The organism is Halalkalibacterium ligniniphilum, from assembly GCF_000334155.1.
In the GTDB taxonomy this organism is placed as follows: Bacteria; Bacillota; Bacilli; order Bacillales; family Bacillaceae_D; genus Halalkalibacterium; species Halalkalibacterium ligniniphilum.
In genome coordinates, this window is the sequence record NZ_ANNK01000040.1 from 20,937 (window position 1) to 38,858 (window position 17,922).

At 42.7% G+C, this 17,922-nt stretch carries 17 protein-coding genes, 1 other RNA gene and 2 pseudogenes; 13 read left to right on the top strand and 7 right to left on the bottom strand.

Going from position 1 to position 17,922, the window contains the following annotated elements; genetic code table 11:
- Positions 1-49 precede the first annotated feature (49 nt).
- The 8 genes from tpiA (at position 50) to ssrA (ending at position 9,079) form a co-directional block, all read left to right on the top strand.
- The gene (gene tpiA, locus BLT_RS0102965; protein WP_017726328.1) at positions 50-805 is read left to right on the top strand and encodes a triose-phosphate isomerase; all 756 of its coding nucleotides are present in this window, start codon (positions 50-52) and stop codon (positions 803-805) included.
- Positions 802-2,334: a 2,3-bisphosphoglycerate-independent phosphoglycerate mutase gene (gene gpmI, locus BLT_RS0102970; protein ID WP_017726329.1), complete on the top strand. Its 1,533-nt coding sequence runs from the start codon at positions 802-804 to the stop codon at positions 2,332-2,334. The genes tpiA and gpmI overlap by 4 nt, the downstream gene beginning before the upstream one ends.
- An 86-nt stretch (positions 2,335-2,420) precedes the next feature.
- On the top strand, positions 2,421-3,707 hold the full coding sequence (gene eno, locus BLT_RS0102975) for a phosphopyruvate hydratase (protein ID WP_017726330.1): 1,287 nt from the start codon (positions 2,421-2,423) through the stop codon (positions 3,705-3,707).
- Positions 3,708-4,277: 570 nt separating this feature from the next.
- Positions 4,278-4,508, top strand: a complete 231-nt coding sequence (gene secG, locus BLT_RS0102980; RefSeq protein WP_017726331.1) for a preprotein translocase subunit SecG — start codon at positions 4,278-4,280, stop codon at positions 4,506-4,508.
- A gap of 213 nt (positions 4,509-4,721) precedes the next feature.
- Positions 4,722-5,468, top strand: coding sequence for an alpha/beta hydrolase (locus BLT_RS0102985; protein WP_017726332.1), 747 nt, complete (start codon positions 4,722-4,724; stop codon positions 5,466-5,468).
- A 57-nt stretch (positions 5,469-5,525) separates the two neighbouring features.
- On the top strand, positions 5,526-7,871 hold the full coding sequence (gene rnr, locus BLT_RS0102990) for a ribonuclease R (RefSeq protein ID WP_017726333.1): 2,346 nt from the start codon (positions 5,526-5,528) through the stop codon (positions 7,869-7,871).
- Between the two features lie 248 nt (positions 7,872-8,119).
- Positions 8,120-8,587, top strand: coding sequence for an SsrA-binding protein SmpB (gene smpB, locus BLT_RS0102995; RefSeq protein WP_026104962.1), 468 nt, complete (start codon positions 8,120-8,122; stop codon positions 8,585-8,587).
- A gap of 132 nt (positions 8,588-8,719) precedes the next feature.
- Positions 8,720-9,079, top strand: a transfer-messenger RNA (tmRNA) gene (gene ssrA / locus BLT_RS22900).
- A 935-nt stretch (positions 9,080-10,014) separates the two neighbouring features.
- On the opposite strand, the gene BLT_RS0103000 is transcribed toward ssrA, so the two are convergent.
- From BLT_RS0103000 to BLT_RS23575, 3 genes and pseudogenes are all read right to left on the bottom strand, one after another.
- Positions 10,015-10,413, bottom strand: coding sequence for a secondary thiamine-phosphate synthase enzyme YjbQ (locus BLT_RS0103000; RefSeq protein WP_017726335.1), 399 nt, complete (start codon positions 10,411-10,413; stop codon positions 10,015-10,017).
- Positions 10,414-10,702: 289 nt separating this feature from the next.
- On the bottom strand, positions 10,703-11,116 hold the full coding sequence (locus tag BLT_RS0103005) for a Fur family transcriptional regulator (RefSeq protein ID WP_017726336.1): 414 nt from the start codon (positions 11,114-11,116) through the stop codon (positions 10,703-10,705).
- 35 nt (positions 11,117-11,151) lie between these two features.
- Positions 11,152-11,280 (bottom strand): annotated as a pseudogene (locus BLT_RS23575) (catalase); the annotation flags it as partial.
- A 594-nt stretch (positions 11,281-11,874) separates the two neighbouring features.
- Between BLT_RS23575 and aceB the strand changes: the two are divergent.
- The 3 genes from aceB (at position 11,875) to crcB (ending at position 14,529) form a co-directional block, all read left to right on the top strand.
- A complete protein-coding gene (aceB, locus tag BLT_RS0103010; protein WP_017726337.1) occupies positions 11,875-13,479 on the top strand; it encodes a malate synthase A in 1,605 nt (534 codons plus the stop codon).
- 274 nt (positions 13,480-13,753) lie between these two features.
- Entirely contained in the window at positions 13,754-14,152 is a 399-nt protein-coding gene (locus BLT_RS0103015; protein ID WP_017726338.1) for a fluoride efflux transporter FluC, read from the top strand.
- A gap of 5 nt (positions 14,153-14,157) precedes the next feature.
- Positions 14,158-14,529, top strand: coding sequence for a fluoride efflux transporter CrcB (gene crcB, locus BLT_RS0103020; protein WP_081599586.1), 372 nt, complete (start codon positions 14,158-14,160; stop codon positions 14,527-14,529).
- A 48-nt stretch (positions 14,530-14,577) separates the two neighbouring features.
- Here the strand turns inward: crcB and modB are convergent, their stop codons facing one another.
- Together modB and modA are read right to left on the bottom strand one after the other, a co-directional pair.
- The gene (modB, locus tag BLT_RS0103025) at positions 14,578-15,234 is read right to left on the bottom strand and encodes a molybdate ABC transporter permease subunit (RefSeq protein WP_017726340.1); all 657 of its coding nucleotides are present in this window, start codon (positions 15,232-15,234) and stop codon (positions 14,578-14,580) included.
- Positions 15,235-15,240: 6 nt separating this feature from the next.
- Positions 15,241-16,005 carry a molybdate ABC transporter substrate-binding protein gene (gene modA, locus BLT_RS21290; protein WP_017726341.1) on the bottom strand — a complete coding sequence of 255 codons (765 nt, stop codon included), beginning with the start codon at positions 16,003-16,005 and terminating at the stop codon, positions 15,241-15,243.
- 326 nt (positions 16,006-16,331) lie between these two features.
- On the opposite strand from modA, the gene BLT_RS24360 reads away from it, so the two are divergent.
- Both BLT_RS24360 and BLT_RS24365 read left to right on the top strand, forming a co-directional pair.
- Entirely contained in the window at positions 16,332-16,517 is a 186-nt protein-coding gene (locus BLT_RS24360) for a potassium transporter TrkG (RefSeq protein WP_081599585.1), read from the top strand.
- Positions 16,518-16,633: 116 nt separating this feature from the next.
- A complete protein-coding gene (locus BLT_RS24365; protein WP_236611062.1) occupies positions 16,634-16,786 on the top strand; it encodes a hypothetical protein in 153 nt (50 codons plus the stop codon).
- A gap of 217 nt (positions 16,787-17,003) precedes the next feature.
- On the opposite strand, the pseudogene BLT_RS21300 reads toward BLT_RS24365, so the two are convergent.
- Together BLT_RS21300 and BLT_RS23945 are read right to left on the bottom strand one after the other, a co-directional pair.
- A pseudogene (locus BLT_RS21300) lies at positions 17,004-17,309 on the bottom strand (antibiotic biosynthesis monooxygenase family protein).
- A gap of 89 nt (positions 17,310-17,398) precedes the next feature.
- Positions 17,399-17,922: hypothetical protein (locus BLT_RS23945; protein ID WP_017726343.1), on the bottom strand; the 524-nt coding region annotated here is incomplete at its 5' end.

Here is a 17,922-nt window from a genome sequence, read left to right on the forward strand (position 1 = left end):
CGAAATCGCTTGTTTGGTGATAGATAGTAATAGGTGAGGTGAAAGGATTATGCGAAAACCGATTATTGCGGGAAACTGGAAGATGAACAAAACACTTGGGGAAGCGAAGATGTTTGTTCAAGAGGTGAAAGGACAAGTACCAGCAAATGACGAGGTTGATGCGGTTGTTTGCGCTCCAGCACTTTTTCTAGAAAGCCTTGTGAACGAAGCAAAAGGGACGGATTTAAAAATCGGGGCCCAAAATGTTCACTTTGAAGAAAGTGGCGCATTCACAGGTGAAATTAGCCCTGTAGCCCTTCAAGATATGAACGTTTCTTACGTCATTATTGGTCATTCTGAGCGTCGTGAAATGTTTGCAGAGACAGATGAAACAGTCAATAAAAAAGTTCATGCTGCATTCGCTCACAGCCTTGTTCCGATCATGTGTTGTGGGGAAACACTTGAACAGCGTGAAGAAAATCGTACAACCCTTGTTGTGAAAGAACAAGTAGAAAAAGGCTTGGACGGCTTAACCGAAGAGCAAGTGAAAAAGACGGTCATTGCCTACGAGCCGATTTGGGCAATTGGAACAGGAAAATCCTCTTCTTCAGCTGATGCGAACGAAGTATGCTCATACATCCGTAAAGTAGTTGCAGAGAAATTTTCACAAGAAGCTGCTGATGCCGTTCGCATTCAATACGGCGGTAGTGTAAAGCCAGAAAACATCGCTGAGTACATGGCGCAATCTGATATTGATGGTGCGTTAGTCGGTGGTGCAAGTCTTGACCCAGCTTCCTTTGTGCAGCTTTTGGAGGCAGGCAAATGAGTAAAAAGCCGGTAGCGTTAATTATCCTTGATGGATTTGCTATGCGCGATGAGGTGAAAGGAAATGCCGTAGCCCAAGCGAAAAAGCCTAATTTTGATCGGTACTGGAATCAATTCCCCCATGCCCTTTTACAGGCAGATGGTGAAGCGGTAGGCTTACCTGAAGGTCAAATGGGGAATTCAGAGGTCGGCCATTTAAACATTGGGGCAGGGCGGATTGTTTACCAGAGCTTAACCCGTGTCAGTCTTTCCATTCGTGAAGGGGACTTTTTTCAAAATCAGACGTTCCTAGATGCGATGAAGCATGTGAAGGAGAAAGGCAGCAGTCTTCACCTTTATGGGTTACTTTCTGATGGCGGGATTCACAGCCATATTGAGCATCTATTTGCTTTGCTGGAGCTTGCAAAACGTGAAAAGCTTGAACGTGTCTATGTGCATGGCTTCTTAGATGGACGTGATGTAGGTCCAACCTCTGCGGAAGTGTACATTCGCTCATTAGAAGAAAAGTTGAAAGAGTTAGGCATAGGCGAATTGGCGACCTTACATGGTCGTTACTATGCGATGGACCGAGATCGGCGGTGGGAGCGTCTCGAAAAATCATATCGTGCAATGGTATACGGTGAAGGCCCTGCGTACACGAATGCCATCGATGTGTTAGTCGATAGCTATAACAACGGCATTCATGATGAGTTTGTGATTCCATCTGTTTTAACAAAAGAGGATGGTACGCCTGTTGCCACCATTAAGGATGACGATGCCATCATTTTCTTCAACTTCCGTCCTGACCGTGCGATTCAAATGTCACAGGTTTTCACAAATGAGGATTTCCGGGGCTTTGATCGAGGAGAAAAATTACCAAAACGTCTGCATTATGTGTGCTTAACTCACTTTAGTGAAACGGTTAATGGGTATGTCGCCTTTAAGCCAACCAATCTTGATAACACTTTAGGCGAAGCTTTGTCTCAGCAAGGGTTTAAACAGCTTCGTATTGCAGAAACGGAAAAATATCCTCACGTTACGTTCTTTTTCAGTGGCGGACGGGAAGAGCCGTTTCCAGGTGAAGAACGCATTTTAATTGATTCACCAAAAGTGGCTACCTATGATTTAAAGCCAGAAATGAGTGCTTATGAGGTAACGGATGCCCTTTTAAAGGAAATTGAGGCGGATAAGCACGATGCAATTATTTTAAACTTTGCAAACCCAGATATGGTCGGTCATTCGGGCATGCTAGAGCCAACCATTAAAGCGGTAGAAGCGGTGGATGAATGTTTAGGAAAAGTCGTTGATGCGATTCTTGCAAAGGGTGGTGCTGCGATTATTACGGCAGACCATGGCAATGCAGATGAAGTGATTACATTGGATGGCCAGCCAATGACAGCACATACGACGAATCGAGTTCCTGTCATTGTAACCGAAGAGGGTGTCGCATTACGTGAGGATGGAATTCTCGCTGACTTAGCACCAACGGTCCTATCGATTCTTGGTGGTGACCAGCCAAAAGAAATGACAGGAAAATCACTGTTAAAATAAGTTAAAGTTTTGTGACAGGGAAGGGATTGCCCCTTTCATGGTGGAATTAACATAGGTTTGATTTAACTAAAAGGAGATGACGAATCATGACAATTATATCTGATGTTTATGCTCGTGAAGTATTAGACTCACGTGGTAATCCTACAGTTGAAGTGGAAGTATACCTTGAGTCCGGTTCAATGGGTCGTGCCCTTGTGCCAAGTGGTGCATCCACTGGTGAATATGAGGCGGTTGAGCTTCGTGACGGTGGAGAGCGCTATATGGGCAAAGGTGTCCTTAAAGCGGTTGAAAACGTAAATGAAATCATTGCGCCAGAGCTTATTGGCTTTGATGCCCTTGATCAAATCGGGATTGACCAATTAATGATCGAGCTTGATGGAACAGACAACAAAAGCAAGCTTGGTGCAAATGCGATCCTTGGTGTATCAATGGCAGTTGCTCGTGCGGCTGCTGACGCTTTGGATCTTCCACTTTACGTGTACCTTGGAGGATTCAATGCAAAACAGCTACCAGTTCCAATGATGAACATCATCAATGGTGGCGAGCATGCGGATAACAACGTCGACATTCAAGAATTTATGATTATGCCTGTTGGTGCAGAAAACTTCCGTGAAGCACTACGTATGGGCACGGAAATTTTCCATAATCTAAAAGCGGTTCTTAAATCAAAGGGCTATAACACAGCTGTTGGGGATGAAGGTGGTTTCGCACCAAATCTTTCTTCAAACGAAGAAGCACTTCAAACGATCATCGAAGCGATCGAAAAAGCTGGTTATAAGCCAGGTGAACAAGTGAAGCTTGCGATGGATGTTGCGTCTTCTGAGCTCTACAACAAAGAGGATGGAAAATATCATCTTGCTGGTGAAGGAAAGGTTCTTTCTTCTGAAGAAATGGTTGCTTTCTATGAAGAGCTCGTTTCAAAATATCCAATCATCTCAATTGAAGATGGCCTTGATGAAAACGATTGGGAAGGTCATAAGCTGTTAACGGATCGTCTTGGTGATAAGGTTCAGCTTGTTGGTGATGACTTGTTTGTTACAAACACAGCGAAGCTTTCAGAGGGGATTGAGAAGGGTGTTGGAAACTCTATCCTTATCAAAGTAAATCAAATTGGTACACTGACAGAAACGTTTGATGCGATTGAAATGGCGAAGCGCGCGGGCTATACAGCGGTTATCTCTCACCGTTCGGGTGAAACAGAAGATAGCACGATTGCTGACATCGCTGTTGCAACAAACGCTGGTCAAATTAAGACAGGTGCACCATCTCGTACAGACCGTGTAGCGAAATACAACCAGCTTCTTCGCATCGAGGATGAATTGGCAAATATGGCTCAATACGGCGGTACAAAGGCGTTTTATAACCTAAAATAGTTGAGTTATGGGTCTGATTTCCTTAAAGGGGATCAGCCCTTTTTTCACTAATCTGAAAGTATAAAAATCATGATAGCTTTCTGAACGAGTAAAAAAAAAGCGATGTTTTGTTTGTCTTTCAGGGAGTTGAGAGCTTGTCACGTTTGAAGCGGACACAGATTCCTTTATTTGTGAAAAAGGATACGTTTGTAGGGTAGAAATGGACTGAAGAGCTGCCACTTGCAGAAAATATGGACAATTGACAGGAGCGTTTACTAAAATAAGCGCTCTTAAAACAAGAGAGTTATCCTTAGGTGGTGGTGGGCAATCTCAAGTGGGGTAATTGGACGTAGTAAAAACTCCCGCCGAATGGAAATTAGATGCTCTTTAGTACAGTCACCAGTGGCTTGAGAGGGCTTCAATGCTTCCTGTGTTTTTGATTACAGTTTCCAATGTTCGTCACTGCTGATGGACGCCTAGCGCTTTGACGCCTGCATGTAGAGCCTCTGGATAACGAAAATCAATTGCGGCTTTTCCCTCTTTATGTTACATTTATAGAAGCGCAACTTGTGCTTGTGGAGGTGTTGGTAGGTGCAAACAGTAGCATTTGTGTTGCTTATTATCGTTTCAATTGCGTTAATCGCTGTAGTATTGCTACAGTCAGGGCGTAGTGCTGGTTTATCTGGTGCTATCTCTGGTGGAGCTGAGCAATTGATCGGAAAGCAAAAAGCACGTGGAATTGATGCCGTGCTTAGCCGTATGACGGTTATTTTAGCCGTATTGTTTTTCTTATTAACGATTTTGGTCGCATACTTTTTGTAAGAACACAAGCAGTGGGTGTACGCCTGCTGCTTTCTTTTCATTTTATAAAGGTTTTTTGTGGTTGAAAAGGGGACGGAGCTTACAGAGAGAGCAAGGAAGCAGACGCTCGCACCACCTTCATTAAGTAGTGGATCGCATTCTTTAGGAACAAGCTTCTACCTGAGTAGGATTTGAGACCATTTAAACAGAACATAGCAAGAAAGGAAGATGAAAATGAAACTGGTAGCGCCTAAACCATTTACCTTTGAAGGAGGAAAGCGTGCCGTGCTCCTTTTGCACGGTTTTACTGGAACGACCGCAGATGTCCGGATGCTCGGACGTTTTCTTCAAAAGCGAGGGTATACATGCCATGCTCCCCTTTATAAAGGACACGGGGTGCCACCAGAAGAGCTCGTGAAAACAGGGCCTGAAGATTGGTGGAAGGATGTTCAAAAGGGCTATCAACTTTTAAAGGATGAAGGCTATGACGAGATTGCTGTATGCGGTTTATCCCTTGGAGGCGTTTTTTCTTTAAAAATTGGTTATACTTTACCAATAAAGGGTATCGTGCCTATGTGTGCACCGATGCGACCAAAAACGGAAGATGCGATTTATAAAGGAGTTCTTGCTTACGCAAAGGAATATAAGCGAAGAGAGCAAAAAAGTGAAGAACAAATCCAAGTAGAAATGGAGCGTTTCCAAGAGTCGCCGATGGGAACGCTCAAAGGATTACAACAATTGATCGCTGACGTGCGAGAGCATCTTGACCATATTTATTCTCCTGTTTTCGTTGTACAAGCACGTCATGATGAAATGATCGATATTGAAAGTGCGAATATCATTCACGATAACGTGGAAACCGATGATAAAAGCCTAAAATGGTACGAAGAGTCGACCCATGTTATTACATTAGACAAAGAGAAAGAACAGCTGCATGAAGATGTGTTTCGCTTTTTAGAAGGGCTCGATTGGTCCGAATAAAAGCAGCAGGAAGATACGGCGGAAGATAAAGCTGTTCACACGAAAGGAGTTATTTAAATGAACGATGTCAAAACCGAGCAACTATTAAAATTCTTTCGAGAGGAAGCTGAGAAGCCGCTATCTGTTTCTGATTTAGAGGAAGCCTTTAAGATAAAAGATTCGGAAGAGTTTAAAGAGCTTGTTGTCCATTTAAATCGAATGGAAGAGCAAGGATTAATTGTGCAAACACGAAGCAACCGATACGGGGTTCCAGAAAAAATGAACCTGATACGAGGGAAGGTGCAAGGCCACGCGAAAGGTTTTGCTTTTGTCATTCCAGAGGTAGAAGGGGAACGGGACGTCTATGTTACCCAAGCGGACCTAGAAGGGGCGATGAACGGGGACAAGGTCCTTGTACGCTTACATCAGCATTCGTCTGGGGACCGTCCTGAAGGAAAAGTGATTCGAATTTTGGAGCGGGGCGTCACGGACGTGGTTGGCACCTATGTTGACCATAAGCAGTATGGAATGGTAGTTGCGGATGATAAACGAATTCCAAATGATATTTTAATTACAAGCCCAGGGGAGCAAGGACTTGTTGATGGACACAAGGTCATTGTCCATATTACGAAATACCCTGAAGGACGAATGAGTGCGGAAGGTGAAGTAACGCAAATACTTGGTCATAAAAATGACCCAGGGATGGACATTATCTCAATTATTCACAAGCATGGTATTCCCCAGTCATTCCCTGACGAAGTCATGGATCAAGCAAATCAGGTTCCAGATAGCATCGATCCAAGTGAGCTTGAAAACCGCCGTGACCTCCGTAACGAAACGATTGTGACGATTGACGGAGCGGACGCAAAGGATTTAGATGATGCGGTGCATGTGTCGAAGCTTGAGAATGGGAACTACAAGCTCGGTGTCCATATTGCCGATGTGAGCTATTATGTGGAGCAAGGCTCTCCAATTGACCGTGAAGCGGCTGAGCGTGGGACAAGTGTATACCTTGTTGACCGGGTGATCCCAATGATTCCTCACCGTCTTTCGAACGGTATTTGTAGCTTGAATCCTCAAGTAGACCGTCTCACCTTGTCTTGTGAAATGGAGATTAATGGAGCAGGTCAAGTTGTTCAGCATGAGATTTTTCAAAGTGTGATTCGGACGACAGAAAGAATGACCTATCGCGATGTGAACAAAATTCTCGTTGATAAAGATGAAGAAGTAAGCAAGCGCTATGAATCCCTTGTTCCATTTTTTGAGGAGATGGCAGGGCTTGCTGAGATTCTTCGTAAAAAGCGCTTTGAGCGTGGAGCAATTGACTTTGATTTTAAGGAAGCGAAAGTGCTTGTTAATGAGGAAGGAACCGCAACAGATATCGTTTTACGTGAACGTTCCGTTGCAGAAAAATTAATTGAAGAATTTATGCTTGCGGCAAATGAAACGATTGCGGAGCATTTTCATTGGTTAAAGCTTCCATTTATTTATCGGATTCATGAGGACCCAGATGCAGAAAAATTGAACAAGTTCCTTGAATTCATTACAAACTTCGGCTATGTAGTCCGGGGCAATGCCAACACGGTTCATCCACGGGCGTTGCAGCAGCTTCTTGATGAAGTGCGTGGTGAGCCAGAAGAGATGGTGATTAGTACTGTCATGCTTCGATCCATGAAGCAGGCAAAATATGACACGAACAGTGTTGGGCACTTTGGTCTTTCGACTGACTTTTACACCCACTTTACGTCACCGATTCGCCGGTACCCAGACTTAATTGTTCATCGTTTAATCCGAGAATATCTGATTAAAGGGAACATCGGCGAGGATGCTCAAGAGTATTGGCGCGAAAACCTCCCTGAGATTGCCCAGCATTCCTCAGAAATGGAACGACGTGCAGTAGAAGCAGAACGGGATACGGAAAGTGTGAAAAAAGCTCAATACATGGAAGATAAGATCGGGGAAACCTTCACAGGGATTATTAGTGGGGTGACGAGCTTTGGTCTTTTCGTAGAGCTGGAAAATACAATTGAAGGGCTTGTCCATGTCAGTTATTTGACCGATGATTATTACCACTATGATGAGCGTCAATATGCAATGATTGGTGAACGAAGTGGAAATGTGTTCCGAATTGGCGATGAAATTGAGGTCCGGGTGATTAGTGTAAATGTGGACGAAGCGTCCATTGACTTTGAAGTAGTAGGCATGAAGCCACGGAAGCAAAGAGATTCGAGAAGCCGTCCAAAAGTAATTGAAGGTGGAAAGCGTAAAAAGCGTGATGGTCGATCGCAAAATGGGCAAAAAGCAAGCGGTATTAAGCTTGGTGAAGGTGGAAAGCAAGGAAAAGGCAGTAAAAAGAAGAAAAGGCCCTTTTATGAAAATGCACCAAGTGTAAAGCGTAAAAAAGGCAGAAAGAAAAAGAAGTAACGATCAGGAGCACCTGAAAAGTGGGTGCTCCGTCTTTGGATTGATTGACGCTTTCCTTGCTTTTTTGCTAAGATTTAAAGGCAGGAACAATCATGAGCGGTGCTTCCCTACTTGGATGAAAAAGTCCCTCAGGTAACTCTGAGCAACATTTAATGAAGGTGGTGTGAGCAAAAGTGCTTCGTGTTGTCATCAACATGAACTGGAGCTCCGTTCCCTTTTCCAATAGAAAAAAGCTAGAGGTGTGGCGAATGGCTGAAACAGAAGGTAAAGTGATTGCCCAAAACAAAAAGGCAAGACATGATTATTTTATTGAGGAAACCTTTGAGGCTGGCATGGTTCTTCAAGGAACAGAGATAAAGTCAATTCGCGCCGGACGTATGAACTTGAAAGATTCCTTTGCCCGTGTGAAAAATGGTGAAGTCTATTTGCACAATGCACATATTAGTGAATACGAGCAAGGCAATCGTTACAACCACGATCCTGTGCGGGCGAGAAAATTGCTTCTGCACAAAAAGCAAATTAACCAGCTCATCGGTCAGACACAGCAAAAGGGCTACTCAATCGTTCCATTAAAGGTCTATATTAAAAATGGTTTTGCTAAAATATTAATTGGCCTTGCCAAAGGGAAAAAGAACTTTGATAAGCGTGAAACGCTAAGACAAAAAGACGCAAAGCGAGAAGTGGAACGGGCTCTTAAAGACCGTTTAAAAGGATAAACTCACCAGTTGCATAACAGTGTAAGTATGTTATAATAAGAAGTCCTGAGGATATCACTCTGGACTTTTCATTCAAAAAAAGTGAAGTCAATCGCCGCCGTTGAGCGAGGCGCTTTTACTTTTTAATCATATGGGGACGTTTTGGATTCGACAGGAATAGGTCGTGCTTGCGTGGCGAGTCGAGGGGGTCGGCCTCGTTAAAACGCCAAAGCCAATAACTGGCAAAACTAACAATAACTTCGCAGTAGCTGCCTAATAGCACTCTGCGGTTCCACCCTCCATCGCCCATGTGGTAGGGACTGGGACTCACTCTAAGTGGGCTACGCCTCTCACCCCCCGTCTGAGGGTGAAGGAAGAGAACAATCAGACTAGCCTCACGGAAGCCTGTCGCTGGGCTGAAGTGACGGCGAAATGCTAATACAGTGACTACACTCGTAGAAGCGTAAGTGTCGTTATTTCTGGACGTGGGTTCGATTCCCACCGTCTCCACCAAAATACTTACCGTGAACCGCATGACTTAAACCATATTGCTGCCGAAATGGCAAGGATATGCTTTAACGTTATTGATTTTAACTAGTGATTTGTAGAAAGAACTCTTATTATTATTGCTGTAGCAATGAAATAATTAAAAAAGATCATGTTTAACTTTGCGACTCTAAGTTAAACATGATCTTTTTTACTGTTGTTGTAATGAACAGGACTTTTTCTTTGCACAAAACAATGCTGTTATTAGATATTACTTTAGCTCCATTTACTGGCGATATTTCATTTACAATCAGTTTACAAACCATCGTTTTAACTATATTTTTTCTCTAATGGGATTATCGGGGTTTAAAGTAATTAAACGATTTGAATTAGTTGATTTATTTAAGGCAGAAAAAGTGTTTGAAGAGCGTTGGGAAGGTTCTGTTTTTTTATTAGTCATTTCTATTTTCTTTATTGCAATGGGCTATTTTTTAGCAATGATTAATAATGCTAGAATCTTTTTCTGATATCTCTTTATTCATATTACATTCAGTTATTCTTGGTAGCTATTTTTTATTAGGGCGGATTCCCGCAAGTGGTAAATTAGCCTTTAGTCTTAAAAGGATTAAAAGGTTGTGGATTAATAACAGATAAGCTTTTGAAATTCTCCTCGTCTTTTATTTTTACTTAGGAGCTATAATCCTTTTGGGTGTCCTAGCATAAAGTGGGCTTACAATCTATCTTCCATATGGTCATTAACTTGTCTTTTGGCTCCTTTTTGGCGAATTATTGCCACAAGTAAGGGAGAGAGGCAGCTAACGACATAAGGCTCAAGGGACGCTTGTGCCCAGAGGTTTTCTAGTAAAGGAAAGAGCGGTTTTAAGGAGCCGCTCTTTTCATGCTAGGAGATAGGAAAGTCTACCATTAGGCACAAGTGTCTTCGCTCGCCTTGTGCTGATGGATTATTTCAGCACCTTCAGCATACATTTCCGGCTTCTTGGCCCGTCGAATTCGCAAAAATAGACACCTTGCCATGTACCGAGAACGAGGCGACCATTTGAGATAATCAAAGTTTGGGCGTGGCCGACTGTACTTGTTTTAAGATGCGCGGCTGTATTCCCCTCCATATGACGGTCTTTTGGATGCTCCCATGGGTAGACCTCATCCAAGCGCATTAACATGTCGCGCTTTACATCAGGGTCTGCATTTTCATTAACGGTAATGCCTGCTGTTGTATGGAGGGAGGAGACGACTAGCAGTCCATCTTGAATGCCGATTTCATGAATCCACTCTTCGATCTGGTCTGTAATGTCAATCATTTGATCCCTTGAACTTGTTTTTAAATGTAGTGTTTTTTCCATGTGATTCATCCTTTCGACTTTTCTGACTTCCTTAACTAATAACAGATGCCGTGCGGATGGTCAAATCTCTCTTTATCCGTGCTGGGCGATTTGTTGATAAAATAAAAAACAACCTTTGCATGACAATGGTTGTTTTTTAGACAGGAGCTTTAATTAGTTTAATTCCACATTCGCAAATCGTGCTATGCTTTAGTGTTTTGATTTGAGCGTGGCATTTTGGGCACACTCTTCGTTTTGTTAACATTGCCTACCACCTTTCTTTTTCCATGAGAAGACGGAGATGAAACCTTTAATCCTTACATTCCGAACATAAGCCGTAAATTTGTAATTTGTGATTGTGAATGTGATAATTGGTTAATTTCGAGGCAACCTGTTCGACTTCTTTTAGGTTTGGATAATTAAAATCAACAATCTTTCCGCATGACTCACAGATCACATGATAATGGTTTGACTTGAACAGCTCGAATTTGCTAATTCCATTGCCATAAGGGAGTTCATTTAATATTCCTAATTTTACAAATAATTTAATATTATTATAAATCGTTGCTAAGCTGATGTAAGGTAGCTCTCGATGGATATCCTCAGCTGATGGGTGATTTTTTAGTGAAATAATTGTTTTTAAGATTAGGATTCTTTGAGGCGTTATCCGTAATCCGCGCTTTTTTAAATAAGGGATTAGTTCCTTTATTTGATTTTCTACCACGATGAACATCCTCTTTATCTATAGTATGCATGCAGGCTTCCAAAACCATGCATGTGACGAAGTGTTGCAGGAATACAACACTTACCCATTAAATAGGTTACTTGGTGTAAAGATTCAGGTGATAATGACCAGAAATCCTATACGGCATTAGGATTTTTCGAATGATTAAGTTTTCGTTATCTCCGACTGGATCGCCCCAGCTAGTCGTGAGATTGTTTTTTGATCGTCATAGTCAATCACATCGTACGGTTTTTAATTACAATACTAATGATAACACTTCTCAATGAAAAATCAATACTTTTTTATAATAATTATAAATAGAGGTCGCTATAAAGAGGAAGAATTTGCATGGAAAAGCAGGTGGAAACATTGGTATAACAGCCTTTTTGAAGGTTGATTCCGTTGCTTTAAAAGAGTGATTTTTTACATGAAGATCATTGGCATAATTATGTTCATCTTCTCATTTAAAAAGCAATGACCTAGTGAAAGAGTATTTTTTTAGAATGTTCACAATTGACAAAAAATATAACAGGTGGTTTAATAACCTAAATAAGGAAACGGTATAACGGTTTCAGGTATGGAACCCTCTACAGTTGAATCTTCTCGAAATAAAAGTTAATTCATCGATCCTCGCTGCTTTATTTCTTCTCATGATTTGGATGAACCAGCATTTAACCCAACAAAAAATAGGAATCTGGGGAAAAGTGTTTTTCAACAAGTAGTTTTGATGACAATCAAAAATTCGAAAGGGTGGTTGTATGGCATTAAACACAATTAAAGTGCCTGAAGGGGTTCATATTACGAAAGCGGTTCCAACGGAGTTTGCTGGAATTTTGTCAGAAGGCGCTCTTGAGTTTGTCCGTGATCTCTCAAGGGAATTTTGTGATCGGAGAGAAAAACTTTTAAAGCATAGAGAAGAGAGGCAGAAAGACATTGATAAGGGCAACCTTCCAAGCTTTTTACCAGAAACTGAGCATATACGTAAGGGGCGGTGGAAGGTCGCACGAATTCCAGATGATCTCAAAGATCGGCGTGTGGAAATTACAGGTCCTGTAGACCGAAAAATGATGATCAATGCCTTGAATTCTGGGGCAAAGGTTTTTATGGCTGATTTTGAAGATGCCCATTCACCATCGTGGACGAACACGATTCAAGGTCAAATTAATTTACGTGATGCAATCAATCGGACGATTGAGTATACAAATCCTGCAAATGGGAAGCACTACAAGCTGAATGAGGAAGTGGCTACGTTGGTCGTCCGGGTGCGGGGCTTGCATCTTGAGGAAAAGCATGTGCTTGTAGATGGGACACCCATTTCTGGGGGGCTCTTTGATTTTGGCCTTTATTTTTACCATAATGCGAAAAAGCTACTCGCAAACGGGTCTGGTCCGTACTTTTACTTACCGAAAATCGAAAGCTATTTAGAAGCCCGTTTGTGGAATGATATCTTTCGTAAGGCACAGGAGACAATCGGTATTCCGGAAGGTTCGATTCGGGCAACAGTTTTAATTGAAACAATTCTAGCTGCCTTTGAAATGGATGAAATTTTGTATGAGCTACGCAAGCATGCAGCAGGATTAAATTGTGGACGTTGGGATTATATTTTCAGCTATTTAAAGCGTCTCCGTAATGTACCAGATGTCATTTTGCCTGATCGAGCTGCTGTAACGATGACAACACCTTTTATGCGGGCGTATTCCCTGCTTACCATTAAAACCTGTCATCGAAGAAACGTTCACGCGATCGGTGGAATGGCCGCACAGATTCCCATTAGAGGGGACCATGAAGCAAATGAGCAAGCGTTTGCGAAAGTCCGTGCAGATAAGGAGAGGGAAGTCTGTGATGGACATGATGGAACATGGGTAGCCCATCCTGATCTTGTCCCAGTTGCGCTGGAAATTTTTAATCAACTCATGCCAGAGCCAAACCAAATCGATAAGCAGCTTGATGAGGTGGAGATTAAAGCAGAACAGTTGCTTGAAGTCCCAGAAGGAACAATTACTGAAGAAGGACTTCGCACCAATGTTCGTGTTGGTATTCAATATTTAGAGGCATGGCTTCGAGGGTACGGCGCTGTACCTATTTATCACTTGATGGAGGACGCGGCGACGGCTGAAATCTCAAGAGCGCAAATCTGGCAATGGATTCGACATGAAAAAGGTGTCCTGAATGATGGCAGAAAGGTGACATTTGAGCTTTATGAAAGCATACGCGATGAGGAGCTGCAAAAGATTCAGCAGTTTATAGGTGAAGAACGATATCTTGCCAGTAAATTTGACCTCGCTGCTCGCTTGTTTACAGATTTAACACGTAAGGATGAGTTTGAAGAGTTTTTGACGATTCTTGGTTATAGGCATCTTTAAAGAGGGAGGAAGAGATCAGATAAAATATAACGGCGCTTTTTTCTTTGAAAACGGGTGGAGCTGATGAGAGCCTGTTCCACGAAAGTAAAAAATGGTGATGTCATTGATACGGTTGCAGAAGAAGTCTAAGAAGCACTTCCGCACACACCTCCTTTATGAAAGGTGGCGAAGTGTAGCTGGCAAACGCGCATTCTTTCCATCATGAAGTTGTGCTTGCTTCTCCAATGCGATAAAGTTTTGATAAACAACTTGTCAGTAACAGGGAGGAGCTTTTGTGAAAGAACGGATGATCAATCTTCTTTCAATTGGGGCAGGAGGAGCAATCGGGGCGCTTCTTCGGTATGCCATCAATACATTCAACCATTATGCTGGGCTTCCGCTTGGAACATTGCTTGCCAATTGGTTAGGGAGCCTGTTACTTGGGCTCTTTACAGGCTGGTTTATTCACCGTGTACCGAGGGAGTGGCTAAAGCTTGGCTTGACGGTTGGTTTATGCGGTGGCTTTACAACGATGTCAACGCTTGCCTTGGATACGACCTTTTTGTTTGTCCATGAAAACGTGCTGCAGGCGTCCGGCTATCTTATCGCTTCTCTAGGCGGAGGGGTTCTCCTTGCGTGGGTTGGTTACATAATCGGCTTTAAGGCGGCAAAGGAAGGAGTGGAAGCCCAGTGAATCTCATGTTGCTCGTTGTTGGCGGGGCCTTAGGAGCGATTGCCCGTTATGAACTGGGACGCTTTTTTACGACACGATCTGTAGCTTCTTCGCTTCCGTTAGCCATGCTTTTCGTTAACCTTATTGGTTCATTTGGCTTAGGCCTGTTGGTCAGTTTACGATTTCAAACGATGCAGGTTGATAGCACAGATTCCTTCTATTTGCTGTTGGGTACCGGCTTTTTCGGTGCCTTTACGACCTTTTCAACCTTTAGTATGGAGGCTGTTCAGTTGTTTCAAAAAAAGCGATTGAAGGAGGGGTGTCTCTATATTGGGCTTAGCCTCGTTGGCTCTGTAGGCTTGTTCATTGGGGGATTTTACGCAGGGAGCTGGCTGTAAGGTACATAACAAGGCGCACAAAATAACGACGACCCAGCTAGGACGTCGTTATTTTTTTGCTCTTTGAACGAAGCTGAGTAGGATAAATGAAAAGACAATAATGGAAATAACCCAGTAGTAGGCAAGGGTTTGATTCCCTGTTTCTACCGCTAAGTAGATTGCAATCGGAACGGTTTGTGTACGACCAGGAATGCTCCCGGCAAACATGAGGGTCGCTCCAAATTCTCCTAACGCTCGTGCAAAGCCTAGAACAAATCCAGTAAGAAGGGCTTGTTTTGCGAGAGGGAGTGTGACATAAAAAAAGACTTGCAGCTCGCTTCCCCCCATTGAACGGGCTGCATCCTCTAAGTCTGTGTCTACCTCTTCAAAGCCCGTTTTAATCATTTGAAAGACGAGAGGGAAAGCAACCACGGTGGCGGCAATCACTGCTGCCCAATAGGAAAAAACGAGAGGCTGTTGAAAAAGCCACTCGAAGGCACGTCCTATCCAGCTATTTCTCCCCATCAGCACTAAGAGCCCGAAGCCGATGACGGTAGGGGGCAGAACAAGCGGGAGCATCAGGGCTGTCTCGACAAATATCTTTCCTTTAAACGATCTTTTTTTCATAAATGAGGCAGCGATTAATGCAAGAAAAAACGCTAGAGTGCTTGCCACAATAACGACCTGCAAAGAAAGGAGGATCGGTGTCCAAAAACTTTGTGCCATCAGGATCTAAGCTCCTTCAAAGCCGTATTTTTGTAAGATCTCAAGGGCCTCGTCACTTGTTAGCCATTCATAAAATGCTTCTGCTTCCTCTGGATTAGTCGATTGTTGAAGAAGGCCAATCGGATAAATAATCGGTTCATGACTGTCACTAGGGGCCTCTGCAATGATGTCAACGGTTTCAGAAGCAACCGCATCGGTTTGATAAACGAACGCTGCGTCTACATTTTTTGTTTCAGTGTAGGTAAGCACTTGTCGAACATCGTTTCCGAAAATCAGCTTTGGTTGAAGCTCGTCCCATAAATGGAGGGTTTTAAGTGTCTCCATTGCATATTGTCCTGCAGGAACGGTTTCTGGCTGACCGATGGCGATGCGGGTAATTTTATCGTCAAGCAGGATTTGTAAATCGGCTCGTTCAAAATCGCTATCCTTATGGGTAATCAGGACAAGCTTATTTCGAAGTAACGGTTGCTGCTTTTTAATGAGTCCTTGCTCTTCAAGGTCGTTCATCTCCTTTGCCGCTGCAGAAAGAAATAAATCTGCCGGGGCCCCTTGTTCTATTTGATGCTTTAATGTGCCCGATGATCCGAAATTGGGGACAAGGGTGATATTTTCATGATTCGCTTCATATGTTTCCTTCAATTCAGTAAAAGCTTCTGTTAAGCTTGCGGCTGTTTGAATATGGAGTTCTGCAGAGCTCGATGGAGTGCTACAAGCTGTTACGATAAAAGTTAGGCTTAGAATGATGATTAGAAAAGATCGAAAGCAGTTCATTTGTTTTCTCCTTCGCTCATAAAATCTCTATTCATTATAACGAAACCTTCTTCTTAATAGCCAGTGTTCTTGCTGTGAAAGGGAAATCTTTTGAAAGCAGTGGTTAGTGATTGTTACAGAAAGAGGGATAAACGTATAATAGGGGTTCTACAAGGAGAATGACCTTTTTAAAGATCGAGTTGAAGATTGTTTAAAACAGGATTATACTGCAAAGCTGATGCTTGTAGGTACATTTGTTGTTAATGTGGTTGCAACACTCGTCATTTTTTATTAGAGTATGGTAATCCAGCGACATTAGGGAGCTTAGGTCTCGGTGAGAAAATGCAGTGACAACAAGAACGGCGGGGTGTAACTCGATTGATATTGGTGGTTTGAATTTTTCGACGGCTATATTCATGATCGCCCTTATGTTTATTGGTGCAGGTAGTGCATCAACAGGTGGTGGGATTAAGCGTTATTATCGTGACCGTTTGGGCCTTTTTAAAAGGAAAGCGAGAAACCGTGCTTTTTGAGCGGACGATTAAGCAATCCATCATTACAAGGGCGTTAGCGATAAGTACGATCAGTCTTCTTTTTGTTTTTTTTTTTTTAGCAATTTTTCTTTTAACGATTACTGAAAAAGCACCCCTTGACATTAGCCTTTTCATTAGCACGTTCGGCGCCGGCAGCTCGGATTCGCTATCCAGAGGAAGAGATCATGACAGGAACAAGATCAAAAGGGGCTGGGACAAAAGAGTTTTTATTAATGAGACATCCGAACGTCATGATCGTTGATGTATAGCATTCGCTTCGGAAATATCCTTCGCTTTCCGCGGGCGGCGGGTGAGCCTCCTCGTGCTTTTCGCACTGTGGGGTCTCACCCTTGCCTTTGTCCCGCAGGAGTCTACGTCTATTTCCTCCGCTTAGGTTGTGCATTGTTGCATTTTCAATCATACACGTTTGTTATGTCACAGCCTCAGAAATTAGCTCTTGATGGGCTGGAGCATGCGGAAAATGAATCATCGTGCTACCACCTCAAATTGTTTAACTTCTGGAATGATCTTCGCTAACTCTTGATCAGGGTAGTTTTTTTCTAATTTATGAATTTTTTTAAATTCGTCGCTACGTGCCTATTGTAAATAGTCCTTTTTAGTTTCCCAACCAATTTCAATTGTTAACTCACCTGGTTTTTTATCATTTTGAAGCAGTTGAAAATGAACAAATCATTGGGCTTTATCAACAAGCCGGGAGCGGTTTTGATAAATGCTAATGACTTCCTCAGCTTTTTCATTTGGCATTCGAAACGTCGAATGAACGATAAACATAGCAAGAACCTCCGAATAGCGAAAGATTTAGTGAGCTTATCTCTCTAGCATCATATAGAGGAGGAGATAGAAAGAACAATCGAATTTTCCTATTTTAGAGAAGCACGTGATAACGTTATGGCGCTTAAAATAGCAAACATGATGCCAACAAGCAGCAACCAGGCAAATTGCAGCAGGCTTGTGGTCATTTCGATAAGAAATGTAAAGATGAACTCACGGGACGCAGGGATGAGAAATAAGAAAGCGGCAAAGGCGAAGAAAAGATAGCTTGCGCTTTTTCCAAACCGATAGTTAAGGCTTGCAATGAAAAAGAGGCTCAGCATCAAAAAGACCATAAGTGTGAAATCTGTCCAAAGGATGTTTAAAAACGTTGGTTCTAAGCCAAGCAATGATGGAATGACAGCGATGTTGATTTCAGCAGAAGACGTGGCGGCTAGCGCTAGTAACGAGAAATACAAGCTTGCTTGAAGAAACGCCATTAAAAGGGCGAGTGCCATAAGATAAAAGCTGCTATTTAAGACAAAACCAATACGTGTGGCCCCAAGATGAATGAAGTAAGGAAAGTCATCTTTCAGAAGAATATAGCTTGTGATCGAAGCCCAAATGTAACCAG